A 24,844-nucleotide genomic window follows, 5' to 3' on the forward strand; every position below is an offset into this window, starting at 1 on the left:
GTGTTTCCGGCATGGCAGTGTTACTGAAACCTTGGCACCGGCGGCTGCTGCTGGCCGCCGCCGGTGCGGCGGGATTCCTGGTTCTGGTTCATCTCATTCTCTTTTTCATGCCATACCCGGAACTGGATCAGTACCGTTCCCGTTCCTACGGCCTGGCGGTCCGTGACCGGAACAGCCGGGTGCTCCGGGTTTTTCCCGCCGATGACGGAGTCAAGCGGGAATGGGCACCCCTGGATACCATTCCACCGGGGGCGGTCCGGGTATTTATCCGTTCCGAAGACCGGCGTTTTTATTTCCATCCCGGGGTCGATATTATTTCCATAGCGGGCAGCGCTTTGCGGAACCGGCGGGCCGGCAGGACCGTATCCGGAGCGTCGACCGTCACCATGCAGCTCGCCCGGCTCATACGGCCCCACGGCGGCGGGATGCGGGGCAAAGCCGGTGAGGCCTGGGACGCGCTCCGGCTGGAAGCAAAACTTTCAAAAAAAGAAATTCTGGAATTGTATCTCAACGGCATTCCCTTCGGAAGCAATATTGAAGGCCTTCCCGCCATGACCCGGGCCAGGTTCGGCCGGGATATAAACCGTCTGGATGACAGCCAGGCGCTGCTTCTGGCGGTGGTTCCCCGTCGTCCGGGGCTGTACGATCCCGCGAATAATCCGGAAACCGCCGTAACCGCCGCCGTGGCTCTGGCGGACCGCTGCGGTCTTTCCTTGTCCGAAGGTGATTTGCGCCGGGCCGCCCTGGAAGCTTCCAATTCCGGGGATCCTGAAAAAGCCCCATTCCGGGCTCCCCATTTTACCGAACGCCTGTTTCAAACTATACGCTCCAATACCGCTGTCTCCGCGGGAGAGAAGGGGACGCCGCCGGTTTCACTGGCCAGTACCCTGGATCTCGGTTTGCAGGGGTACGCCGAGGAACGGCTGGCCGCGGAACTGTCCGGACTCGAACAGAACCGGGTCGGCAGCGGAGCCATGCTGGCAATTGAAAACGATACCGGCGCGGTCCGGATATATGTTGGTTCAAAATCGTGGTTTGACGATGAATCATCCGGTAAAATTGACGGCGTCAGGGTTTTAAACCAACCCGGTTCGTGCCTCAAACCGTTTCTGTACGCCATGGCACTGGACAGGGGCTTTACTGCCGCCGAGATTCTTCCGGACCTGCCCACGATTTTCGGCGGCGGGGAAGCGTATATTCCGTCAAATTTCAACCGGCGGTTCAACGGGCCGGTGCGGCTCCGGCTTGCCTTGGCTTCGTCCCTCAATATTCCCGCAGTATACACCCTGGAACGTCTGGGAGTCGGGGCTTTTGAGGAATACCTTGTTTCCCTGGGATTTGATTCCATCCGCGGCCGGATGGGCAGCCACGGAACCGGGCTTGCCCTGGGAAACGCCGAAGTCAGTCTCGAAGAACTGGTCAGGGCTTTTTCCGCCTTTCCCCGGGGCGGTGAACCGGCGGAATTCCGGTGGACCGGGGATGACCGGTACAATTCCAATATTGAAGGCAATACCCGCAGCCTTATGTCGTCCCAAGCCGCCTGGCTCATTTCGGATATCCTTTCCGACCGGGCGAGCCGTTTTTCCGGCTTCGGTCCGGCACCGAGTCTCAATACGCCCTTTTCCGCCATGTTCAAAACCGGAACCGCAAACCAGTTCCAGCATATCTGGGCTTTGGGCGCTACCCGGCGTTTTACCGTGGGTGTGTGGATGGGCAATTTTTCCGGGGAAACCGTAGTGGGACGCACCGGCAGTTCCATCCCCGCCCGGATCGTGTCGGATATTTTATCCGCCATGGAAGGCTCCGGGGAAACCCGGTTCACTGCGGACCGGGACCATCCCGGCGGTCCGGTGCCGGCGGGGCTTTCGGAAGCCGCTGTCTGTTCGCTTTCGGGGATGGCCGCGGGCCCGTTCTGCGGCGGTGCCGTATCCGAATGGTTTGCCCCCGGCCAGGAACCCGGCCGGTGCTCCTGGCACCGGGCTGCAGGAACGCTGGTGTACCCGGCGGAATATCAGTCATGGCTCACGGAACGGTTCCGTATGGGCGGGACGGACCGCGAATCCGGCGGCGGAGCTATCCGCATGCCCCGTCCCGGTTCCCTGTTCTATCTTGATCCTTCCCTTCCTCCGGAAGCCCAGGGTGTGCGGATAGAAACCGCGGGATTCGCTTCCGGCGCAATGGTTTATCTGAATGGGGTTCTTCAGGGGGCGGTCAATCAGGCGGGGGTATTCATGCTGCCCCTGAGCCGCGGACAGCATGAGGTAATTGTTGAAGATCAATTCGGCAGCATGGCTTCGGTTTATTTTGATGTACGGTGAAGATCCTGACGAGGGAAGATTGAAACAGTGAAAAAAACTTGTTCCCGGTATCCGTTATTCCCGGCAATGCTTTCCATGTTGTTTGCCTGGGGATGCGGCAGCGGAATCTCAGCAGCTAATCCCGAACTGGCTGCCTGTTCCGGTGCTGTCGCGGAGAGGGCGCTGCAGTACGCCCATCAGTATGTTTCCGCTGAAACGGAGTATGAATACGGAGGCCAGGATCCGCTCCGGGCAATTAAAATTGATTGTTCCGGGCTTGTTGTAAACTGTTACGCCTATGCCGCGGCCGATGCCGGTTACCGTCTCCCTTTCGGAGACGCGGCGGTGATCGATTTTTTTACCCGGTGGTCGGTACCTGCGGATAAACCTAGGCCCGGGGATCTCATCTTTATGGGGGATGATCCGTCCCGCCCAAGTCATATAGCGCTGTTCGTTACGGAGGAATCCGGGGAAATATTTTTTATTGACGCAACGTATCAACCGGAAAACAGCATCAACGGGGTATCCCTGCGTTCCTATCCCGCCGGGGACAGCCGGGTTTTATCCTTTGGTATAATTCTGCTGCTTGGAGACTGACGTTATTTATGTAATCCCCGCATAATGTTTTTTTATTATCTTTTCATAGGCTTCCATAATTTCTGTAATCTCTATGGTTATTTTATTCTCGTACGGCCACGAGTCAGCCGCCCAGTAATTTATTTTTTTAATTGTATCTGAAATTTCCGCAGGATTATTTTCATTTATACCATTGTTATTCAGCAAATATTTTAAGAAGCCAATAACTTCATCCAGCTGTAAAGCCACAAATGGTGAATCCGGATTCTGCTTTTCTTTTTCCAGGTCTGTAATTACTTTTTCTGTTTTTTTATTCAGATTGTCCATAAAATATTTCTAACATTATTTCGGCTTTTTTTGAATATCATCTTTTCGCTGTTTCGTGTGGTCTTTGCTGGATTCAGTGAATCCGGTACGATATTTTATTATTCCAAAGTTAGTGTTTCAATCGTATTTTCACCCGGCATTTTTTAAACAGCATTGTATTGTTACCATTTCCAGTTTGTTTCATTTTTTACTGTCAAATTATTTTTATTTTTTATGGTATTCACTATTCTTGCGCTTTCATCATTTTTAGGCACGATTAATGAGGCGCTGTCATTGATGCTGATTATATAATTGTCTTTAAGCTCTACTAAATATTTTATTTGTGATATATCTACTTTTGATTCTGATAAAACATTCTTATTAATTAGTTTGTCATCAGCTATTTCTATCGTTTCATTCTTTCCAAAAAGTTCGCTTAGATTTTTATCAATAAAATTTTCATAATGCCTCTTATAGATATGTTTTAAATATCTAGGCAAAAATAAAAACCCTGCCAGTGCAATTACTGTATATATTAATAAAACAGTACTATTCCTGGTATTTATATAATTAAAAATTCCAATAAAAATAAAAACAATTGGAATTATATAATGATAAAGTATTTTTCTGATTTTAAACTGTTTTGATGCCGATGCTTTGTACAGATAATATTTCAAAACATCATTTCTATTGTGTAAAGTTTCCATTCCTTATTCCTTAATACAACGCAAGTCCGCCGTTCCTGAGGGTGTTCCACAGTTCCGGGAGAGCGGCGGCTCCTATGATTTCCCGGAGTTCCTGCATAAAACCCTGGGGGTCATCCGAAGGATTTCGGGAAACTTTTTCCAGGAGAAGCTTCAGCGCTGCGGCCCTGTCCGCAGTCACGGTGACTTCATGGTCGGCCAGGCGCCAGCGCCAGAAAAGGCGGGCACCGCCCCGGGACGGCCGCATCATCGGACTGGACCCGAGAAAAATCAGCCGCTGTCCGCCGTCCGCCGGGAATTCAGCGCGTTCCTGGTCGCGGTCCCGGGCGTATGCATCCAGCAGTTCCGTTACCGTATCTGCCGGCACAGAGGGGGCAGGGACCTTAAACGGAAAAGCCCTGTCCACAGGAGTCTCCGTGTCCCCGTTCATCCACGCTGAAAGGAGCGCGTCCAGGGGCGCGGTGAATTTATCGTATTGTTCCTCTCCTTCAAAACGGAGGTCGTTATTGGCGAACAGCTTCGGTTCTCCGGGGGCCGCGGAATCGCCGGTGACCGCAAGGTCTCCGTGGCGGCCCCGTTTCCATTCGGCGTAAATCCGGGAATGGCGGGTCAGGACAAATTTGTGCCAGAACGCCGAATCCAGGAGGCCCTGGCTAAAAAGCTGGCGCATGGTTTCCGCGGAGTCAATGATTTCCTCCTCCTGTTCATCCCAGTACCCGTAAATCAGGTACGCGTGGGTCAGGATTCCCGCTTCCTTGAAGGCCGCGCAGGCCCGGACCACCTCTCTGAGGGTTATGCCTTTGCCGATCCGTTTAAATCCCTGTTCCGACGCCACCTCAATTCCGGCGGAAACGCCGATGAGTCCGCCCGCGGCGAGCAGGGCCGCGGTGTCCGGAGTAAAAGCTTTTTCAAAACGGATATTGCCCCAGAACTCCAGGGGCAGCCCCGCCGCCCGGTTGAGTTCCGCCAGACGGACGAGGGACGCAGCGGGAGCGGCTTCATCAACGAGGTGTACCCCCCGGACTCCGGTTTTTTCAGCCTGGTCTTTCAGATGGGCGAACAGCGCCTCCGGGTCCGCGGGCGAATAGCCGCGGATATAATCCAGCTGCACATCGCAGAACGCGCAGGCGTGCCAGTAGCAGCCGTGGGCGAGGTAGGCCTTGAGCCAGTGACCATCCGACCAGAGCCGGTGCATGGGATTGGCGTCGTCCACCGGATAGATGTACCGGGAAAAATCAATTCCCGTATAATCGGGGAAAATGGTTTTCACCGAATCCCGGTCAGCCTCGGCATAGGATTCAGACGGTTCTTCCCGGGGTTTTTCGCAGGCGCTGTTTTCGATGGCCTGGTCCCGGACGATGCTCCGGTGCCCGTGGGGGCGGTACATGGTTTTGTACAGCGGCTTGTCCGTATCTCCGCCCGCCGCCCGCCGGTCCAGCACCGCCCTGAGAGAGCCGTATCCCCGGTCAAAGCACAGATAGTCGAAATAATCAAAGAACCGGTCCTCCTCCAGGGAACGCAGTTCCGTATTCACGTAGCCGCCTCCGGCGGCGGTGCATACCCGGTCTCCGAAATATTCCTTCGCCGATTCCGCGCAGACCAAAGCCCCGGCGAGGCAGCCGGGAAAGGGAATGGTCGCCCCCAGCAGAAACTGTCCCTCTCCGCCGGGGAGCTTTTTCTCCAGATTCCGCCATTCCTCCTGCAGAAAGGGCCGGTAAAAAGTATTCAGAATATAACTGTCCAGGCCGGCGGTGACCTGCGAAAAGTCCCGGACGCTGGCGCTCAGGTGCTCCGCGTAGCGGACCAGACTGAATGACGGATCCAGGGCGACGGTGATGAAATCCGCCAGATCAGCCAGGAGCCGGCTTGCCAAAACAGGCGCTGAATCCGGCCCGGGCTGGCCGTCCGCGGCTTCAAGGCAGCTGTCGTACCGGGGACCGCCGGGAATCACCCCGTTGGCCTGGGTCAGCAGGTGGGCAAATTCCCGGTCCTTCCCTCTGAGAAAATTTACCAGGCGGTCTATAACCGCGGTCCACTGTTCGGACTCCGACAGGAACCGTTCGATGTTGTATCGGGCATAGGGATTCTCCGCGGCGGCTCCGGGTGTTTTGCCGAACGCCCTCCGTGCGTCCGCGAACAGGGTTTCCGTTCCCTGCCGGCAGAAAATCCGCTCAAAAAGGGCGATGGAATGGTCGGAAACGATACAGGAATATCCGTTTTTTTCCAGGAATGACCTGAGGTAATAAATTGAAGGATAGGGCGCGTTAAGCTGGACCAGGGGCGGCTGGACGAGGTATATCATCGGAGCCCTTCCTTCTGCCGGAAGGACGGACAGTGGTGTCCCGTCGCCCGGAAAACCTCCACCGACGGCAGGTTCCGGCTCTTAATACCGAAAACCGTACACGATCTGGGGAAGGCCGGGTCCCATGAGACCTTGAAGTATACGCATTTCAGGCAGTCCGGGGCTCTCGGAGCTCCCTGGTCACCGCCGGATTGTGAAGTTTCCATGTAGGTTTGACAGTTTACCCGTCTTTGGAGTATCCTTCAATACAATGGAACGATTATCCGGTATTTCCGCATCTTCAGGGATCGTTATGGGAAAAGCCTTCCTGTATCTGGAGGGCGAATTTCCGGATATTCCCCGGTATTCAATTCAAAAAAGCGATACTGATCACGAATGGAAACGCCTTCTCTCGGCAATTGACGCCGCGAAAGCGGAAATTCAGGAACTGCTCGATACTTCTTCCCACGAAATGACGAAAGAACAGGCCCAGATATTCCAGGCCCAGCTCATGATGCTGGAAGATGAGGAATTCCATGGCCAGATGAAGGAACGCCTGGAAACGAGTCTCGAGAATATTGAATGGGTCGTCTGGGATATTTCCCATGAGCTTACCCAGAAACTTATCGCATCCGCGGATGCCTACCTCCGGGAGCGGGCGGTGGATATCTCCGATGTCGCGAGCCGGATTCTGTTTAAGCTTCTGTCCATAAAACGCTTTTCCCTGGCGGATCTCAAAGAGGATGTGATCCTCGTTGTCCATGATCTCCTGCCGTCGGACGCCCTGGCCATGAACAAGGAACGGGTAAAGGGTATTGTCATGGATATGGGAGGGCGGACGTCCCATACGGCTATCCTTGCCCGGGCCTTTGAAATTCCCGCGGTCCTGGGCCTTTCCCGGGTAACGAAACTTATCAATGACGGGGACACGGTCATTGTTGACGGCAATGCCGGCCGGGTGACGATCAAGCCCGATAAAAAAGCCCTGAGCCGGTTTAAGCGGGTAGCCGCCCAGATCAACCGGATCTCCGACGAACTCCACGCCATCCGGGATCTTCCCGCGGAAACCCTGGACGGCTACCGGGTCTGTCTTAAGGCGAATATTGAGCTTCCCGAAGAAGCCGACCATGTGCTTAAATACGGCGCCGAAGGGATCGGTCTGTACCGTTCGGAATTCCTTTTCCTTACCCCGGGATACCCGGCGGAGGAGGAAACCCAGTACCAGGCGTACCGCCGGGTTCTCGAGGCCATGGGCGACCGGCCGGTAACCATCAGGACCCTCGATCTCGGAGGTGATAAGCTCCTTCCCAATCTGCAGAGCTACGATGAAAAGAACCCCCTCCTTGGCTGGCGGGCTATACGGTTCTGCCTGTCCCTGCCGGAACTTTTCAAAACCCAGCTCAAAACTTTGCTGCGGTGCAGCACCGAGGGAAACCTTAAAATAATGTTTCCCATGATTTCAGGCATTGAGGAATTGGTAAACGCGATAACCGTGGTTGAGGAAGCAAAGGCCGAATGCCTGGAGAAGGGATTCCCTTTCAACGAAAATATTGAGATCGGCATCATGATCGAAATTCCTTCCGCCGCCATGACCGCGGACATACTGGCGAAAAAATCGGACTTCTTTTCAATCGGGACCAATGACCTGGTCCAGTATTCCATAGCCGTTGACCGGGGCAATGAAAAGGTCAATTACCTTGCCCAGCCCTTCCATCCCGGGGTGCTCCGGTTCATCAAAAGAACCATCGACGCGGCCCACGAAAACGGAATAAAAGCGGCTATGTGCGGAGAACTTGCGGGGGACCCCATGGCCACAGCGGTGCTCCTCGGCCTCGGTCTGGATGAATTCAGCATGACCGCGTCGTCAATTCCCCTGGTAAAAAAAATAATCCGGGGATCAACCATAGAAAGCTGCCGTATCCTGGCGGAAAAAATCATGGAGTGTTCGTCATACCAGCATGTTACTTTTCTTGTCGAAGCCTGGATGGCGGAGCATTTCCCCGATATCGGGGATTAGCACGGTGGCGGAACGATGAATTTTGAATACGGTATACAGTACCGCAACCTTCCGGTAGTTGCCCTGGTGGGGCGTCCCAATGTGGGAAAATCAACCCTCTTTAACCGCCTCCTCCACAAACGCAGGGTCATCACCGATCCGACTCCGGGGGTCACCCGGGATCCCGTGGGCGCCGATGCCTTTATCGCGAACCGCCCGGTCCGGCTTATCGATACCGGCGGATTCAAACTCGACCGCGAAGAACTCGATGGCCTGGTGGTAGAACGTACTCTGGAAACCCTGGAAACAGCGGACCTTATTGTCCTGATCCTTGAAGCCGGAGAGCTGACCCCGGAGGATGAGGAATTCATCAAATTTCTGAGACCCCATCAGGACCGCCTCATGGTGGCGGTGAACAAAACCGAAGGCGGCCGCCGGGAAGCGGACGCGTGGAATCTGCTGTCCTACGGCTTCGATTCGGTGTATATGATCTCCGCGGAGCACGGGGACAATATCGGTGATCTTGAAGACGCTATAGTAAAGCGCCTCGATTTTTCGAATGTTGAAGTTGACACCGCCGAAGAGCGGGGTATCCGGCTTGCCCTGGTGGGTAAACCGAATACGGGAAAGTCGACCCTCTCCAACCGGCTGACCGCGTCGGCGGCTTCTATCGTAAGCGATATCCCCGGTACGACCCGGGATGTGGTGGAAGGAAGTTTTTACTACAAGGACCGGCTGTTTACGGTTCTTGATACCGCGGGGATCCGGCGGAAAAGCCGGGTAAACGAAAATATCGAATACTATTCGGTCAACCGGGCAATCAAATCCCTGGATGACGCCGATGTGGTCCTGCTTATGATAGACGCCAATGAAGGCCTCAGCGACCAGGACAAGAAGATCACCGCCCTTGCCCATGAACGGGGCAGGGGAATTATCATGGTGCTCAACAAATGGGATACCATGCCCCAGATCAAAAATACCTTTACCGCGGCCTCAGACCGGATCCGGTTTCTCTTCGGCAAAATGGACTACGCGCCCATTGTCGCGGTCAGCGCCATAGATGGAACCGGTGTGGGTGAACTTCTGGATACGGCGCTTAAAATGTACCGCCAGCTTACCCGGAAGGTTGATACCGGACCTCTCAATCAGGCCCTTGAGCGCTGGCTGGAGGAATATCCCCCTCCCATTGGGCCCAAGACACGGTTCAAAATAAAATACGTTACCCAGGTTTCGGAAAATCCCGTTAAGTTTGTTTTTTTCGTTTCCCGGCCTCAGGCGGTAACCGAATCCTATGAATCGTACCTGAGAAATAAAATCCGGAAGGATCTTGGGTTTTCCATGATCCCGGTTCAGATTGAACTCCGGGCGTCCCGGACCGACCAGACCACCGCCCGGAAGGAACTCGAAACCCGGCGGGCGCTTAACAAAACACGTCCGGAAGGCAGTCCTGCCGCACCGAAGAAACGCGGCCCCGGGACTGAACCCGCCCGGCAGGGATCTTCCGGACCGAAGAGTCCCGGGCAGAGTGCTTCCGGCGGCGGAAAGGCAAAGGCGAAGCACAGCAGGGGAACATCCCGGAAACGGAGATAAGCCATGGCTTCCTACAGCATAGGAGACGTGGAACGCCTGGTGGGCGCCAAGGTCCACGTCATCCGGTATTGGGAAAAGGAAATTCCCCTGATTCAGCCGCGGAAGGATGGCTTCGGCCGGCGGACCTATTCGAGCCGGGATGTGCGTATCCTGCTCAGACTCAAGCACCTCCTCCACGTCCGCCGCTTTACCCTTGAGGGTGCCCGGGAACAGCTTCTGCGGGAAATGTCCGGTCAGGACCAGAATATACGGGCGGAGATTGAAGCCCTCCGGTCGAGCCTCATGGACCTCTTTTTCCTTATCCGTAAATCCGCCGAATCCCTGGAGGAACCGGCGGTGATGCAGAAAACCCGGACTTCCGATGACTGACCTTTTCCTTCCGCTGACAGGAGAAACCAGGAACAGCCTCAGCCGGCTGATGGTATGCATTGACGAAACGTTCCCCCTGCAGAAACGGTTCCGCGCGGATTTAGCGGGAAATATCGCGGAACTTTCCCGCCTTCTGACCAGTACCCGGGACCGCCGGGACGACGGGTATATGGGCCGGCCGGCACTGCTGTCGGCGTACCTCCGGTATTTTCTCCCCTGGAACGCCTACCGCCTGGCCCGGCTGCTGCCGGCTTTACCCATCAATCTCAAACCCGGGGATACCGTAACGGATCTCGGTTCCGGTCCCCTCACCGTTCCCATTGCCCTGTGGATCAGCCGCCCCGATCTCCGGAAAATTCCCCTGGAATTCCGCTGTCTCGACCGCACCGGCGGGGTCCTCGGCGCGGGGGTGAAACTTCTTCACGCCGTGGCCGGAGCTGATTCACCGTGGACCGTAAAAACTACCCGGGCATCCCTGGGCGCGCGGATCGATGGTCCTCCGGCGGCTCTGGTAACGGCGGCCAATGTATTCAACGAAGTATTCTGGGATGACCGGCGTATGCTTAAGGGCATCGCGGAAAAACAGGCCCGGTTCCTCTCGGCCATTGCCCGGGAAGACGGCGCCGTACTGGTGGTGGAACCGGGAATTCCCCGGTCCGGAGAATTTATTTCAGCCCTGAGAACAGCCCTGGCGGGCCACCGCAGGATGCCGGCGGCGCCCTGTCCCCACAGCGGGGTATGTCCGCTGCCGGGGGGCGGAAGGGGCGCAAAATGGTGCCATTTTGCCTTTGACACCGATGGCGCTCCCGGGGATCTGCTGCGGCTGTCCGCCGCCGCGGGGATTCCCAAGGAACGGGCGGTGCTCAGTTTTTTATATACCGGCTCTTCCGGCGGCGCCCTGTGTCCCGAAGATAAAGCCGGCGGCGCCCAGCGGCTTCCGGTACGCGTCATTACCGACCCGTTTCCGGTTGCGGGTTCCTCCGGTGTGAGCAATAACCCCGGGAAAAAATCCGCTCCCCATGGAAATCGTTTTGGAAGGTACGGCTGCTCCCGGAAAGGCCTGGTTCTCGTCACGGGGAGCCGGGGCAGAATCGAAGATCTCCCCTCGGGTTCCTGCGCCGATGTCGTGTGTACCGGCAGGGAACCGCGGGATTCAAAAAGCGGTGCTTTGGTTTTTCCGTTAGAGTAAATCCTCGATCCCGGTTATGGCGCTGCCGGATTTTTCCATCTGTTTGGCCAAGGCGGCCATATCCTTGGGAAGGGACGCGTGCAGGTTCAGCGGAGGGATTGTTTCTTCCGCCGCATCGGTTTTTATGGAAAGCGCAGGCAGGCCGATCCGCGCGGCGTGGAGACCCATCCGGGACAGCAGGGGCCGTTCATCGATAGGATCCCCCCGCCAGCCCCGTTTAAAGGATGAAAGATAAACCCCCTTGGAACTCGTTCCGTACAGGGGATCGCAGACAATGGGGTGCCCGAGGCTGGCCAGGTGAACCCTGATCTGATGGGTTCTGCCGGTTTCCGGCAGCGCCTCTATGATACTGTAATTTCCCGCGCCCCCCAGATACCTGAAATTTGTAATTGCTTTCTTTCCTTGGTATTTATCAATGATTGTCCGGTGTTTTTTGTCCCCATCCGCAACCAGGGGCAGGTCGCAGGCGGTTTCCTTCCATGAAGGCCTCCCATGGACAACGGCGATATAGCTTTTTTTAATCCGGTGCCCTTCAAATGCCTTGGACAGCTCCCGGTGGCTTTCCTGATCTTTCGTAAACAGAACAATCCCGGAGGTATCCCGGTCTATCCTGTGGACAATAAAGACCCGGTGGGGAAAGGGAAAGCGTTTTTGGCCGGCTTCCGGATCCTTCTCGATTTCCCGGGCTATAAAGCTGTTCAGCAGCTTGTCCAGCCGTTCCTTTGATTCATCCCACCGGTCCGCGGTGACCGCTATCCCGGAGCTCTTATCCACCGCCAGGAGAAATTTGTCTTCGTACAATAAAGTATAAGGGTCGCTGTGTTTCATCCGGTACCAGTGTAGCCCTTAAGCTTCATCAGCAGCAAGAGGCGGTGCCGGCTGCCGGAGTTGATGCTGTCCCGTGAACACGGTTCCTGCTGTTCAATATACGTTGGCTGTATGGGCGGAGTATGAAAAAAAACCTCGCAATTATTCGGAAAACAAACTATCATTAATACTGTTATGGTATCTATGACCGGCCGAGAATTGATTTTTGCCGCAGTAAACGGTGTGTCTGCAAATCGTCTTCCTTTCATGCCGCTTAATTCCGCCTATGCCCGCCGCTGTATAGGGGTTGATTTGGAAGAATACATTTCAGATTACAGGGTACTGGTTAAGGGGCAGCTCGCGTTCGCTGAGAAATTCCATTCCGATTACGTTTCGGTGGTTTCAAAACCTTCAATAGAAGCGGAGGATTACAGGGAGCTTTACCCATTGCTTCCCGAGGAATCTCTTAACGAAACCGGAGAGTTTGCGCTTTTCAACCGAAAGGAAGGCATATATACCGCCATGGAAGGCGATTATTATCAGGGTCGTCTCATGACCGAACGCCTTAAGGCAATCACGGAATTCCGCCGCACAGTCGGCGGATCACTGCTTGTGGAAGGATGGGTCGAAGGGGCTGCCCTGGGCGCTTCGATTACCTGGGGAACATCCCGGCTTCTGATGGATTTTTACGATGATCCCGCTTTTGTAAAACAGCTGCTTGAGTACGTCGCGGGCAATCAAATTGAATTTCTGCGGAGGCAGATCGAAGCCGGAGCCGAGAGTATCGGGGTGGGGGAGCCCGTTTCATCTCTTCTGGGGCCGGATCTTTTTACCGAATTCCTTGTGCCCCTTCACATGCGGTACGTGTCCGCAATCCATGACGCGGGAGCCCTGGCCAGGCTCCATATATGCGGGAATATCATGCCCCTTTTTCCGGTCCTTGAGGATATTCCCTATGATATTATTGACCTGGATTCCCCGTCGCAGATCGGCGCCGCCCGTTCGGTACTCGGTCCGGACCGGGTTCTCCTGGGCAACATTGATCCTGTTTCCATGGTTCGCGACGGCACCCCCGCTTCAATCAGCGCGGCTCTGGAAACCTGTTTTGAAGAAGCCGGCGGGCACCGCTATATTGTCGGCGCCGGCTGCGAAATACCTTATGATACTCCGGAAGAAAATATCCTCGCCATGTCGGAATTCGCCGGAAGCCACAAACCTTATTTCGCGGGACTTTTTGTGGCGGGAGAAATGTAACCGCCGTGGAGCGTTGAGACGTCATTGGTTATGATCATCGCCGTACCGTCGGTGCGGTGTATTTCTTTAATAATATCTTCTTTGCCTTTCCGCTTGGCGAAAATCATCAGTACGGTTTTGTCCGAATCCCGGCCTTTTGCCTCGACGGTGGTTACGGCGTACCCCTTGGCCCGCAGTTCCGACGCCATGATCCCGGAATTTTCCTTTGATACGATGGTCTGGATCAGGACATTCCCCAGGGCAATGTAATTTTCGATCCGGGAACCGAGGTTTACCCCCAGGGCAAACCCGATACTGTACACGATTCCCTTTATGGGAGCGTCGGCAATGCCGTTGATCACCCGGGACGCTACGAAAACCCAGAGGATGATCTCGAAAAAAGCGAGTATGGACCCCTGTCTTCGGTACCCCTTGTTGATCAGTATCCCCCGCAGGGTACCCATGGTTACTTCGATGACCTTTGAAACGAAAATCAGCAGGAGTTCCCCCACGGAAGCGGCGGTGAAAAAAGTAACAACCATTTCCAGCATACCATTGCCCTCTCTGATCTGAATATAATGATGATCCCGCAGGTAAACAAGTGAGGAAGGGTGAAAATTAAACAGTAATACAAAATTACATATAATGTCATTTTACTTGACGATACCGGTAAACATATTGGATACTATAGGTATCAAAACACAGGGCACCTCTAAAAACTCCGGTTGGTTTTTTAGAGGTGCCTCGGGGAAAATCGTTAACTTTTCTAAGCAAGAAATTATCCAATGACGATTTTCTCCAGGGGGTAAGAAAACATCTAAAAACTGATGTTTTTAGATGTTCCCTGCTATGATTTTCATTATTTTTCCGGAGGATTTCCATGAAAACCGTTATTGAATTGCTTCACGAAGGCGCCCGAAAATTCGAAAACCAGCCCTATCTGGGCGGGAAAGCAGGCGACGCGTGGAAGACCTTCAGTTATATCGAGTCCGACAGGATTTCTTCGGCCTTCGCCGCGTCCCTGGTAAAGCTCGGCTTCAATAAGGGTGACAATATTTCGATTCTTTCCGAAGGGCGCTGTTCCTGGGTGCTCGGGGAATTCGGGGTGCTCAAGGCGGGATGCACGTCGGTTCCGCTTTCCACGAAACTTATCGGGGAGGAAATAATTTTCCGTCTGGACCATTCCGAATCCCGGGCGATTCTGGTTTCGGAGAACAACTTTCAGAAGGTCGCGGAAATTCTGGACAAGGTGCAGCAGAAACCCGCGGTTATCTGCATCAGTGATAAAACGATCCATTTTGCGGAGCTCATCGCCAAAACTTCACTCACCGAAGGCAAGGATCTCTTTTTCTACGATGATCTCGTAGCGGAAGGGGAAAAACTTCTGGACCAGGCTGGCCCCGGCGGTTCTACCTACGCACAGAAACTGGAGGAACTCGAGAAGACCATCACCGAGGACGATACCGTAACCATCTGTTACACCTCCGGTACCACGGGCAATCCCAAGGGCATTATGCTGACCCATAAAAACTACCTCCACAATGCCATAAACGCCACCAATGTCGTCCATGTGGAACGGGGCTGGAAGAGCCTTATTATGCTGCCCCTGGACCATTCCTTCGCCCATACCGTGGGAATTTACATTTTCTGCTACAAGGGGCTGACCATGTACTTTGTTGACGCCCAGGGCGGACCCATGGCGGCCATGCGGAACCTGCCGAAAAACCTGGTGGAGATTAATTCTGACCTGCTCCTCACGGTGCCGGCCCTTTCCGGGAATTTCATGAAAAAAATGATCCAGGGAATCGGCGCGAAGGGACCCTTTATCCAGGGGATTTTTGAACGGGGACTCAAAGCCGGTATCGCCCGGGCGGGGAACGGTTACAACAAGGTCCCTCTGGGAACCAGGATTAAAAACTTCTTCCCCTGGGCTCTGGCCAACGCCCTCATTTTCCCCAAGCTCCGGAGTATCTTCGGGACGGATATCAAATTCTGTATCGGCGGCGGCGCGCTCCTGGAGATCAAACAGCAGGAATTTTTTAATGCCATCGGCGCTCCGGTGTACCAGGGCTACGGCCTCACGGAAAACGCGCCCATTATCTGTTCCAATTCCGCGGCCCGCCATAAATTCGGCACCTCCGGAAACATTATTACCGACCTGGATGTACGGATCATGAAGGACGAAACCACGGAATGCAGAACCGGCGAAATCGGCCAGATCGTGACCCGGGGCGGTTCGGTGATGAAGGGTTACTATAAAAATCCCGAAGCCACCGCCGAGACCCTCAGGGACGGATGGCTCTGGTCCGGCGACCTGGGCTTTAAGGATGCCGACAATTTCCTGGTTGTCACGGGCCGCGAAAAGGCCCTGCTCATTTCCGCGGACGGCGAGAAGTACAGCCCCGAGACAATCGAAGAGGCGGTGATCAACACATCAAGATTCGTGAACCAGATCATGGCGTTTAATGAACAGAATAAATTTACCACCGCGCTGATTACCCTCAACGCCGAGGAACTCAAAGCGGCTATGAAGGAAAAGGGCATCACCGCCGACGCCGACGCGGATAAGGTCATCGACCTGATCAGGGATGACCTTCTGGTGTTCAAGGATCATCCCGATTATTCGAGCATTCCCGTGCAGTGGCGGCCTTCTTCGTTCGCCATTATTCCGTCGGCTTTTGACGAGAGCAACGGGCTGATCAACTCCACCATGAAGCTGGTCCGGCACAAGGTCCGGGATTTCTACCGGCCCAGGATTGACGAACTCTACGCCGCCGGCGCCGCGGATCCGCACCTTCCGGGAAACCGGGAAGCCCTGCGGGAAGCGAAAATACTGGGGTAAACGGAACCTCGCATTATTCCGGGTATACGCAATGTTGGGTTCGGGCCGCAATGCTAGCGTTTTGCGGTCTGAACCCAATATGCCATAAAACTATCGGTATGCCTCTTTTTTATGAATATCGATATATTCTCTTCCGCCTTTTGTCCATGTCTGGATTTTATCAATTTTTACTTCGATTAAGACACTGCTTTTATATTTGACATACCGATTAACAGCGTTATCAGGTTTCTGCAGCAAAAAATCGAGAACAAGTTTATTCTCCTTCAAAGAAGGATGCCCTTGTATATGCGCGGTGCCTTGAATTTGTATGTTATTTATACACAGAGCCACATTTGGGTTTTTGGCAATCTGTTTGTATTTGGAATATGGTTTTGATGTTATAAAATAAATTGAGGAATTATACATGAAAAAAAATACGGTTCTCGCGGCAGCCTTATCTCCGTCCAAAGTAGCAAGCACAATAAATGGTTCTTTTTCAAGGTTTTCCATGACCTCTCTGTATTTTTCCTTAAAATCAAGCTGTTTCATAGGTTCGCTCCTCCAGAATATTCTATTAGTGTGAGGAATTTTACCGAACAGTTTTTTGCGCTGGGTCCGGGCCTGAACCGATTATTCCGTGTCCGGGCTTTTTAGTATATCCAGGATTTCCTCAATCCGTTCCACCGTATAATCCGCGTCTTTCTTTAGGGCGGGAATTCTTTCCGGCCAGGTATGCTGAATGTACTCGGTGGTCAGCACCGTGGTTATACCGGCTTTTTTCGCTCCCACTAGTTCCCGGTGGCCGCCGTCTCCCGCAAACAGCGCTTCGCCCGGAGCGGCGCCGAGCCGTTCCAGGGCAAGTTCGTATATCCGGGGATCCGGTTTCAGCAGGCCGGTGTCATACGAAAAAAGCGTTTCGTCGAAACATTCGCTCAGGGCGGAGCCTTTCCAATAGTATATATCCGCGATATCCGCGTTGCTGATCAGCGCTGTTTTATACCCGGTCTCTCTGAGGGTCCGCAGCAGGTCCAGGTTTTTTTTATCCACGTGGTAAATTGCCCTGCGGATTCTCGCCATCCTGGCTTCGGCCGCCTTTTGTATGGTTTCTTCGGGGTAATCATAATCCTTAAGGATATGGGCAATCATGGCAGCGGGTTCCCGGATCCTTCCGCAGGCCCGCTCCTCGTAGTTGACCGCGTTGAGACTTTCGAACTGTGAGAGTTCCATACCGAGGACAGTGTATTCATCCTCACCCTTTGGAGTATGGTGCCATGGAGAGATGAGGGTATAAAACAAATCAAAAAGAACCGCGGTCTTTTTCATCGGAACCTGCTATACCGCGGGCAGGGGATCCCTGGTTGTTTCCGCGTCCCCGAAAAAGAAGAACGCGTCCTGCAGTTCCGTTTCCATCATAGCGTCGCGCCGGCGGAAGTCCCTGGCAATCAAAAGTGCCGGTTTCCGGTTGTAGGCTGTTTTTCTGAGATGGATGGTTCCGTCCTGGATGACCGCGTAATGGGCGGTCTTGTCCGGGTCGTCCGGGCGGCGGTAGGAAGTGCTGCCGGGGTTGAGCCACAGCTTTTCGTCGGCCAGATAAAAAACACACCGCCGGTGGCTGTGGCCGAAGATCATCCTCTGCTGCGCGGCGCCGCCGGCTGCTATGGTACTGTGAGTATCCCAGAATCTATCGTACTGGTCCAGACTCTGGATGGTTCCGTAGCCTTCATCGTACTGGTGCTGCAGAAGATAGGGGATGCCGTCTATTTCCATTGAAATATGGAGGGGAAGGGAGTCGAGGTAGCCAATGGCCTCCGCGTCTAATTGGCCGCAGGCGTAGTGGACCCATTTATACTGGCCCGGCGGAACCGCACTGAAATTTCCTTCCCGGTACACAGCCACGGTATGGGCATCGTGGTTTCCTTTTACCTGAATGGCTTTCTTGTCCCTGAGCCACTGGACCGCTTCCTTCGGATGGGTTCCGTAATCTACCGCGTCCCCGGCACAGAGCAGGAGATCCCAGGAAGGTTCCTGTTTATGAATCGCTTCAAGGGATTGTATGTTCGCGTGGATATCCGATATGACGAGTACTTTCACTGGGGTGCGCTCCTTAGCTGTTTTCCGTATATTACACCCCGAACCGCGTATTATTGCAACCCACCGGGTTTTCCCGGCGGGGGCGTCAGACCATTATAAAGAGAATTGGTTTTCGGGCGGATTAAAACTTCCGGGAGCCGGGTTTAACCAGGGGAAGTTCCTGCCGGCACAGTTCGCAGTCGCCGGCGTCCCAGCTCCCCACCGTGACCTGACAGGCGGAGTACAGCGGCCAGGAAACCGGGGCACCCTCGGCCCGGCGGTCCACCACACAGGCCAGACCGATTACCTCGGCGCCCATCTCCTCCAGAACCCGGGCGCTTTCCATGGAGGATTTTCCCGTGGTCACCACATCTTCGGCGATAAGAATACGCTGGCCTTTTCCGACCCAGAATCCCCGGCGGAGGGTCATGGCGCCGGTATCATCCCGTTCGGTAAAAAACGCCGGCACTCCGAGCTGGCGGCCCAGTTCATAGGCGACAATGATGCCGCCCATGGCCGGCCCGACCACGGCGTCAACTACCAGTTCTCCCGAATCCATGCGGGCTTTGATTCGCTTCGCCACCGGGGCCAGGGCTTCCGCCGCCCGGCCGGGGTACTGCAGGAGCCGGGCACACTGGAAGTACCGGTCCGAATGGCGTCCCGATGAGAGCAGGAAATGGCCTTCCAGCATGGCTTCGGATTCTTTTAACAGTTCAATGGCGTCTTTCATGGCTGCTGTTCCCCTGTTTCCCGTTATGCCTCTGAAAGGCATACCGCCTTTTTCGGCTGATTCTGAACGGCCTGCTTCGCCGGACCGGCGCGGTGCGCCGCCGCGGTCCGGATGGCGTCCCGCATCTCCGCCGCCGCTTCCCTGGCGCAGCCCGCGGCTGTTTCATTGGTGGCGTCCTCCGGGGAAATTCCCGCGGCGTTCCAGGCCTTGAGGATTGACCGGGAGGCGTTTACCACGCCGCCGTTGCCGTTGCTCAATAGGAGCGCCGCGTCATCCGCCGCGCCGCCCTGGGCTCCGTATCCGGGAATGAGGAAAAACAGATTTTCCCGTTTTCTGCGGATTACCGAGGCTTCTTCCCGTTCGGTGCAGCCCACCACCGCGCCGAAAGCGCCGTAGCCGTATTTACCCGCTGATTCACGGGCCAGTTCCGCGAGTTTGTCTCCCACCGCGTCGTACAGCCGTCCGCCCGCCGCAAGCTCCCGGTATTCAAAATCCCGCATGCCGGGATTGGATGTCCGCATCAGAACAAAGGCGCCCTTGCCCCTGCGTTCCGCGTAGGCTAACCAGGGGGTGATGGAATCCATTCCCATATAGGGAGCGAGGGTAACGAAATCCGCTTCGAACTCTCCCTCAAAGTGGGCCCGGGCGTACCGGGACGCGGTGTCGGCGATATCCCCCCGCTTGATATCCGCGATGGCCAGGAGATCCCGCTCCCGGAGGTATGCCAGGGTTCTGGCGTATACTTCCAGGCCGGCAATGCCCAATTCCTCGTAATACGCGATCTGGAGTTTAAAGCACGCGGCAATATCGGACGTGGCGTCAATAATAGCCCGGTTGTATTTCAGCACCGCTTCAGCGGGAGATTCTGCCTTCCGCAGTTCCGAGGGCGGAATGTAATCCGGGGCCGTATCCAGCCCTACACAGACGTGGCCTTTGTCCGCCACCCGTTCATACAGCCTGTCCATATTGTACCGCATGAAAATTCCTCCTTAATATTCCTGATTATTCACACATGGTTTTAATACCCCATCTTTCAAGGCGGGGCCGCCGATTTTGATACGGCTCATCTGAAATCCCCGGCAAAGCGGATCTCGTCACAGTACTCACAGCGGTAGCTTCCCCGTTCAGCGTCTTCCAGCAGGAAGATATGGGGAATGTATTTTTCCGTATAGGTGACGCACCGCGGGTTTTTGCAGGTGAGTATGTTCTCTACCCGTTCGGGGAGCCGGAGCTGTATTTTTTCCGTAATTACTTCGTTCTCGATAATGTTTACCGTGATGCTGGGATCTATGAGTCCGAGGATGGGAAAGTCAATGGTAATGGTATCGTCTATTTTTATGATGTCCTTCCGCCCCATCCGGTCCGATGACGCGTTGACCACGAAGGCCACCGTATAGGGAGCCTTGTCGAGTTTGAGCCAGTTGAATATTTTGATCCCCTGGCCGGCTTTGATATGGTCAATGACAATACCGTTTTTTATTTTCGCAATATTCAGCATGGGACTGCTCCTAGTACGGACGCGATGAGGGCCATTCTGACGTACATGCCGTACTTGGCCTGTTTAAAATACGCCGCCCGGGGGTCGCTGTCCACTTCCACCGCGATTTCGTTTACCCGGGGCAGGGGATGCAGCACGATCATATCCTTCCGGGCGAGGGCCATTTTCCCTTCGTCCAGGATGTAGCTGTCCTTGAGGCGGATGTAATCCTCTTCGTTGAAAAACCGCTCCCGCTGGACCCGGGTCATGTACAGCACATCGAGGTCCCCGATGGTTTTTTCCAGGCTGTCCGGCTCGGTATACTCAACCCCGTCGGTGCGGTTGATTTCCCGGGTTATGTAATCGGGAATGGAAAGTTCCGGAGGTGAAATGAATACCAGCCGCACCCCGGGATACCGGACCAGTGCTTTCGCCAGGGAATGGACCGTCCTCCCGAACTTGAGATCCCCGCAGAAACCCACGGTGAGCCCTGAGAAATCCCCCCGGAGCCGCCGTATGGTAAGCAGGTCCGTAAGGGTCTGGGTGGGGTGGTGGTGGCCGCCGTCGCCGGCGTTGATAACCGGAATGTCGGCGTAGCGGGAAGCCAGAAGGGCGGCGCCTTCCTTGGGGTTCCGCATGACGATGGCGTCGGCGTAGCACGCGACGGTTCTGATGGTGTCGGCCAGGCTTTCGCCCTTTGAGGCCGAGGATGAACCGGGTTCCGCGAAACCGAGGCAGCTGCCCCCGAGGCGCAGCATGGCGGCCTCAAAGCTGAGCCGCGTTCTGGTGCTGGGCTCGAAGAAAAGGGTCGCCAGAATTTTCCCCCGGCAGGAGTCCCGCAGGTAGTCCGGTTCCTTTTCGATCCGTTCCGCCTGGGAAAACAGGCATTCCAGTTCTTCAATGGAGAAATTGCCCGGCTCAATAAGATGGCGTCCTTTGATCATATATTCCTGTCCTGTTGTTCTGGGGTTCCGGGGAGAAAAACTATTTCCGATAAAGCGGCGTTTTTTGCTGAATCAGATTGAAGCCCGCTGAAGTTCAGAAAGCGGTGATTTGGCCAAAAAAAAACCGCCGAAAAGGCGGTTATAAATTCAAAATAGAAAAATTTGAGGGACAGTCCGGCCGGAGCCGAACCGCTGTTCCCGGGTAATACAAAAAACTGTGGTTTAAACCGTTCAATTTTCATATTACAAAGTATACTAGCATAGGTTGCTGTTTTAACGCAAGGGGGGAACAGGGAAACCGCAGTTTATCTTTAGTAATATTTTGCGAAGAAATATGGGATAATTGGACCGGTATGAAGGAGGAAAATGATTATGAAAAGAGCGGTGTTGTTTTGTCTGGTTTTGACGGTTTTAATTCTGGCCGCTGCCTGTGACAGCGGCGGCAGCGGCGGCAGCGGCGGCAGCGGCGGCAGCGGCGGCCTTTCCGCGGCTCATTTGGGGGAAAGTTTTACCCTCAGCGGCAAAATCTATACGGATTATTCCGACAGCAGTCCCAATACGTCATTGAATGGTACCGTTACAGCATATTTAGATGAGGGTGTTATTCTTACCAGCGGAACTGTTGAGAATGGTTCGTTTGTTCTTACCATCGGAGCCCCGGCTGCGGCAATGCTGGAGCTTATGGACAGTATCATACATGAGGGATTATCGGTTAGTTCGGCGGATACAAGAGGGGCTATGATTAATGAAATCCTGGTAAGTCCTGGAGATGGAGATTTATTCAATTGTAAGGCCAATATAAGTAAGGGCGAAACTAAAGTGGTAAGATACATTTATGTCGACCGGGATACTACCATTACAGGTTCTTATGATGAGTTTGGTTTTACAATTAAATTTGCCTGCGATCTTAAGCAGGGATGGAATAGCATCATCCAGACTGGTATTGGCGACGTTGAACGTTTTGAATCCGGTTTCCCGGGATCTGATTTTAAATGGCTGCTTGATATTTAATTCTGAATGGTATTTCTGGGCTGTCAGCTTCTGTTATTGCTGAACAGCCCCGGTCAATCTCAATTATACAGCATCCAGCGTTTCCAGCGCGGCTTTTACCAGGCTGCGCTGGGCCGGTTCGTAATCCACCAGCCAATGGTCGGTGGCGCGGTTGCCGTGGACCGCCAGGATGTTCGCGGTTTTCACCTTGAGCAGATAGCCGATGGTAAAGAGGGTTTCGGTTTCCATGTCGATGCTTAGCACCCCGGATTCGGTGAGCCGGGCAATCTGCTCTTCCCCCCAGCGGGGCCGCCGGCCGGGAGCCGAAACCCGGCCCTGGCCTTCGTAGTAGCTGTTGATGGTAGCGCCGATACCCACGCTGTATTTCAGCCCCAGTTTCTCGCAGCTTTGGGCAAGGCTCACCGCCAGGAAGGGATCCGCCACGGCGGGGAATTCCGGGGGAACGTAAAAGTTCGAGCTGCCGCCCCAGCGGACCGCCCCTGAGTTGATAATAAAACTTCCGCTCTCAATTTCAGGCTGCAATGCGCCGCAGCCTCCGGTGCGGATCATGGTTGTCACCCCGAGGCGGGCAAGTTCCACGATACAGATTTCCGCGGAACCGCCCCCCATACCGGTAGAACAGACCCCGAAGGATTTCCCCCGGAAACTTCCTTTTGCCAGGGCGTACTCCCGGTTGTCCCCGATCCGTTCAAAGCTGTCCGCCTCTTCCTCAAAGAGCCGGAGCCGGGACGCGTCCCCGGGGAGAAAAAATACCTCCGGCAGTTTTTCGGTTAAGGGCAGCTTTAAATGCGGGACCTTGCCGCCTGCCACGGGATCGCTGGCCCGGACCGGCTGATTTTCCGCGCCGTCCCGGCCTTCGGGGAACTCTCGGTTCATTACAGGGCTCCTTCCTTTACGATATTCTGGGACTCGTGCCAGAACAGTACCTTTGCTTCAATAAAATCGATAACCATGTAAAATACAACCCCCAGGACTGTGGTCGCGAGGATTGACGCGATAAGCATCCGTGAGTTGTACAGGGTGCTTCCGTATACCAGGAGGTATCCCAGGCCGTCCTTACCGGAAACCCATTCCGCCACAATGGCGCCGATGACCGCCTGGACCATGGCGATCTTAAGCCCCGCCATGATAATCGGCAGGGACAGCGGTACTTTTACTTTGTAGAGGGTCTGCCGCGAAGAGGCTCCCAGGATGGTCATGAGATCGTAATAATCCCGGGGGGTTGAACGGAATCCCGTAATGGTATTCGCCATGACCGGGAAAAACACCGAGAGTACGATCAGGAGCAGCTTCGGTCCCATCCCCAGGCCGAACCAGATGACGAACAGCGGAATGAGGGAAACCTTGGGGGTCGCCTGGATGACCATGATATAGGGGTACAAAGCGTTTTCCATGGCCCGTGATTTGGACAGCAGGTATCCGCAGAAAAAACCCAGCACCGATCCGATGGCGAAACCCGCGGCGATCCCCGCGGAGGTTACCCCGGCGTGGTAGAGCAGGGTTCCGTCCTTTACCATGGCGACAAACTGTTCCGCCACGCCGATGGGACCCGGCAGAAGATATTCAGGAACATTCCATATAGTGACATAGAGATGCCAGATCAGGAGAATGCCCACCAGCACGAGAAAGGACATGGCATATATCGAAAGCTTTTTGCCGAGCCCCTTCATTTCAGAAGCTCCCGGAGTTCACCGACGTATTCGTAGAATTTCGGGGCAATCTTGGTGTCGTCGTTCCGCGGCCGGGGAAGTTCGATCCGCACGTCCTTAACGATGCGGCCCGGCCGGGCACCCATGACGATTATCCGGTCGGAAAGGTAAATCGCCTCGGAGATACTGTGGGTCACAAACAGGATAGTTTTTTTCGTTTCCTGCCAGATATCCAGGAGGATGTTGTTGAGACTGTCCCGGGTTATGGCGTCGATGGCCCCGAAGGGTTCGTCCATGAGCAGGATCGGGGGATTGTACGACAGGGACCTGAGTATGGAAACCCGCTGCCGCATGCCGCCGGAGAGCTGCTTGGGATAATGGTTTTCGAAACCCGAAAGTCCCGCCAGCTTAAAGAGCCGCTGGACTTCATCCAGCCTGTCCGTACCAGGCTTTTTCATGATCTCAAAAGGAAACATGACATTCTGCATGGCGGTTTTCCAGGGCAGCAGCACCGCGTCCTGGAACACAAACCCGATCTTGGGGGTTCCCAGGTTCCGGTGTTCTTCCGTATCCTCAATGAGGACTTCTCCGCCGGACGCGTCGATAAGTCCCGCCACAATTTTGAGAAGCGTCGACTTGCCGCAGCCCGACGGGCCTATTATCGAAATAAATTCCCCTTCGGAAACATCGAAGGATATATTTTCCAGGGCCGTGACGGTTTCCGGTTTCTTTTTCGTTCCGCTTTGGAAGCGTTTGCTTACCGATTTTACTTCCAGAATCATTATTCGCCTCCG

24 protein-coding genes are annotated in these 24,844 nt (G+C 54.6%); 9 read left to right on the plus strand and 15 right to left on the minus strand.

The features are described from left to right. The first annotated feature begins 11 nt into the window (after positions 1–11). Both pbpC and JFL75_RS16865 read left to right on the plus strand, forming a co-directional pair. A complete protein-coding gene (gene pbpC, locus JFL75_RS16860; protein WP_215627839.1) occupies positions 12–2,318 on the plus strand; it encodes a penicillin-binding protein 1C in 2,307 nt (768 codons plus the stop codon). A gap of 27 nt (positions 2,319–2,345) precedes the next feature. Beyond that, positions 2,346–2,894, plus strand: coding sequence for an NlpC/P60 family protein (locus JFL75_RS16865; protein ID WP_215627840.1), 549 nt, complete (start codon positions 2,346–2,348; stop codon positions 2,892–2,894). 6 nt (positions 2,895–2,900) lie between these two features. On the opposite strand, the gene JFL75_RS16870 is transcribed toward JFL75_RS16865, so the two are convergent. The 3 genes from JFL75_RS16870 to JFL75_RS16880 form a co-directional block, all read right to left on the minus strand. Further along, positions 2,901–3,200: a hypothetical protein gene (locus JFL75_RS16870; RefSeq protein WP_215627841.1), complete on the minus strand. Its 300-nt coding sequence runs from the start codon at positions 3,198–3,200 to the stop codon at positions 2,901–2,903. Positions 3,201–3,361: 161 nt separating this feature from the next. Further along, positions 3,362–3,886 (minus strand): hypothetical protein, encoded by a 525-nt coding sequence (locus tag JFL75_RS16875; RefSeq protein WP_215627842.1) that lies wholly within the window; start codon positions 3,884–3,886, stop codon positions 3,362–3,364. Between the two features lie 10 nt (positions 3,887–3,896). After that, a complete protein-coding gene (locus JFL75_RS16880) occupies positions 3,897–6,185 on the minus strand; it encodes a B12-binding domain-containing radical SAM protein (RefSeq protein WP_215627843.1) in 2,289 nt (762 codons plus the stop codon). A gap of 250 nt (positions 6,186–6,435) precedes the next feature. Here JFL75_RS16880 and ptsP point away from each other — a divergent pair, with 250 nt between their 5' ends. Genes ptsP through JFL75_RS16900 form a run of 4 tightly spaced genes read left to right on the plus strand, consistent with a single transcriptional unit; the run spans position 6,436 to position 11,308 of the window. After that, positions 6,436–8,181, plus strand: coding sequence for a phosphoenolpyruvate--protein phosphotransferase (gene ptsP / locus JFL75_RS16885; RefSeq protein ID WP_215627844.1), 1,746 nt, complete (start codon positions 6,436–6,438; stop codon positions 8,179–8,181). Positions 8,182–8,196: 15 nt separating this feature from the next. Further along, positions 8,197–9,750 carry a ribosome biogenesis GTPase Der gene (der, locus tag JFL75_RS16890; protein ID WP_215627845.1) on the plus strand — a complete coding sequence of 518 codons (1,554 nt, stop codon included), beginning with the start codon at positions 8,197–8,199 and terminating at the stop codon, positions 9,748–9,750. A gap of 3 nt (positions 9,751–9,753) precedes the next feature. Continuing rightward, positions 9,754–10,119 carry a MerR family transcriptional regulator gene (locus JFL75_RS16895; protein WP_215627846.1) on the plus strand — a complete coding sequence of 122 codons (366 nt, stop codon included), beginning with the start codon at positions 9,754–9,756 and terminating at the stop codon, positions 10,117–10,119. Then, complete coding sequence (locus JFL75_RS16900; protein ID WP_215627847.1) at positions 10,112–11,308, plus strand: small ribosomal subunit Rsm22 family protein; 1,197 nt, start codon at positions 10,112–10,114, stop codon at positions 11,306–11,308. The genes JFL75_RS16895 and JFL75_RS16900 overlap by 8 nt, the downstream gene beginning before the upstream one ends. On the opposite strand, the gene JFL75_RS16905 is transcribed toward JFL75_RS16900, so the two are convergent. Beyond that, on the minus strand, positions 11,300–12,136 hold the full coding sequence (locus JFL75_RS16905; protein ID WP_215627848.1) for an RluA family pseudouridine synthase: 837 nt from the start codon (positions 12,134–12,136) through the stop codon (positions 11,300–11,302). The genes JFL75_RS16900 and JFL75_RS16905 overlap by 9 nt on opposite strands. Positions 12,137–12,319: 183 nt before the next feature. Here JFL75_RS16905 and JFL75_RS16910 point away from each other — a divergent pair, with 183 nt between their 5' ends. Then, positions 12,320–13,369, plus strand: coding sequence for a uroporphyrinogen decarboxylase family protein (locus JFL75_RS16910; protein ID WP_223292691.1), 1,050 nt, complete (start codon positions 12,320–12,322; stop codon positions 13,367–13,369). Here JFL75_RS16910 and JFL75_RS16915 read toward each other — a convergent pair. Beyond that, positions 13,333–13,899 carry a DUF2179 domain-containing protein gene (locus JFL75_RS16915; protein ID WP_215627850.1) on the minus strand — a complete coding sequence of 189 codons (567 nt, stop codon included), beginning with the start codon at positions 13,897–13,899 and terminating at the stop codon, positions 13,333–13,335. The two genes, JFL75_RS16910 and JFL75_RS16915, sit on opposite strands and share 37 nt — an antisense overlap. A 329-nt stretch (positions 13,900–14,228) precedes the next feature. On the opposite strand from JFL75_RS16915, the gene JFL75_RS16920 reads away from it, so the two are divergent. Further along, on the plus strand, positions 14,229–16,190 hold the full coding sequence (locus tag JFL75_RS16920) for an AMP-dependent synthetase/ligase (protein WP_215627851.1): 1,962 nt from the start codon (positions 14,229–14,231) through the stop codon (positions 16,188–16,190). 90 nt (positions 16,191–16,280) lie between these two features. Here JFL75_RS16920 and JFL75_RS16925 read toward each other — a convergent pair whose 3' ends face one another. The 7 genes from JFL75_RS16925 to pyrB form a co-directional block, all read right to left on the minus strand. After that, positions 16,281–16,718: a pyridoxamine 5'-phosphate oxidase family protein gene (locus JFL75_RS16925; RefSeq protein ID WP_215627852.1), complete on the minus strand. Its 438-nt coding sequence runs from the start codon at positions 16,716–16,718 to the stop codon at positions 16,281–16,283. Positions 16,719–16,799: 81 nt separating this feature from the next. After that, on the minus strand, positions 16,800–17,492 hold the full coding sequence (locus JFL75_RS16930; protein ID WP_215627853.1) for an HAD family hydrolase: 693 nt from the start codon (positions 17,490–17,492) through the stop codon (positions 16,800–16,802). 9 nt (positions 17,493–17,501) lie between these two features. Beyond that, positions 17,502–18,260 carry a metallophosphoesterase family protein gene (locus JFL75_RS16935; protein ID WP_215627854.1) on the minus strand — a complete coding sequence of 253 codons (759 nt, stop codon included), beginning with the start codon at positions 18,258–18,260 and terminating at the stop codon, positions 17,502–17,504. Between the two features lie 121 nt (positions 18,261–18,381). Continuing rightward, positions 18,382–18,969, minus strand: a complete 588-nt coding sequence (pyrE, locus tag JFL75_RS16940; protein WP_215627855.1) for an orotate phosphoribosyltransferase — start codon at positions 18,967–18,969, stop codon at positions 18,382–18,384. A 23-nt stretch (positions 18,970–18,992) separates the two neighbouring features. After that, positions 18,993–19,946 carry an orotidine-5'-phosphate decarboxylase gene (gene pyrF / locus JFL75_RS16945; RefSeq protein ID WP_215627856.1) on the minus strand — a complete coding sequence of 318 codons (954 nt, stop codon included), beginning with the start codon at positions 19,944–19,946 and terminating at the stop codon, positions 18,993–18,995. A gap of 86 nt (positions 19,947–20,032) precedes the next feature. After that, positions 20,033–20,467 carry an aspartate carbamoyltransferase regulatory subunit gene (locus tag JFL75_RS16950; protein ID WP_215627857.1) on the minus strand — a complete coding sequence of 145 codons (435 nt, stop codon included), beginning with the start codon at positions 20,465–20,467 and terminating at the stop codon, positions 20,033–20,035. Then, positions 20,461–21,390, minus strand: coding sequence for an aspartate carbamoyltransferase (gene pyrB / locus JFL75_RS16955; protein ID WP_215627858.1), 930 nt, complete (start codon positions 21,388–21,390; stop codon positions 20,461–20,463). The genes JFL75_RS16950 and pyrB overlap by 7 nt, the downstream gene beginning before the upstream one ends. 372 nt (positions 21,391–21,762) lie before the next feature. Here pyrB and JFL75_RS16960 point away from each other — a divergent pair, with 372 nt between their 5' ends. Then, entirely contained in the window at positions 21,763–22,401 is a 639-nt protein-coding gene (locus tag JFL75_RS16960; RefSeq protein ID WP_215627859.1) for a hypothetical protein, read from the plus strand. A gap of 63 nt (positions 22,402–22,464) precedes the next feature. On the opposite strand, the gene JFL75_RS16965 is transcribed toward JFL75_RS16960, so the two are convergent. Genes JFL75_RS16965 through JFL75_RS16975 form a run of 3 tightly spaced genes read right to left on the minus strand, consistent with a single transcriptional unit; the run spans position 22,465 to position 24,832 of the window. Then, a complete protein-coding gene (locus tag JFL75_RS16965; protein ID WP_215627860.1) occupies positions 22,465–23,277 on the minus strand; it encodes a nucleoside phosphorylase in 813 nt (270 codons plus the stop codon). After that, complete coding sequence (locus tag JFL75_RS16970; RefSeq protein WP_215627861.1) at positions 23,277–24,071, minus strand: ABC transporter permease; 795 nt, start codon at positions 24,069–24,071, stop codon at positions 23,277–23,279. Before JFL75_RS16970 ends, JFL75_RS16965 begins: the two co-directional genes overlap by 1 nt. Further along, a complete protein-coding gene (locus tag JFL75_RS16975) occupies positions 24,068–24,832 on the minus strand; it encodes an ABC transporter ATP-binding protein (protein ID WP_215627862.1) in 765 nt (254 codons plus the stop codon). The genes JFL75_RS16970 and JFL75_RS16975 overlap by 4 nt, the downstream gene beginning before the upstream one ends. Positions 24,833–24,844 lie beyond the last annotated feature (12 nt).

The sequence above is a fragment of the Breznakiella homolactica genome (assembly GCF_016616095.2).
Classification (GTDB): Bacteria; Spirochaetota; Spirochaetia; order Treponematales; family Breznakiellaceae; genus Breznakiella; species Breznakiella homolactica.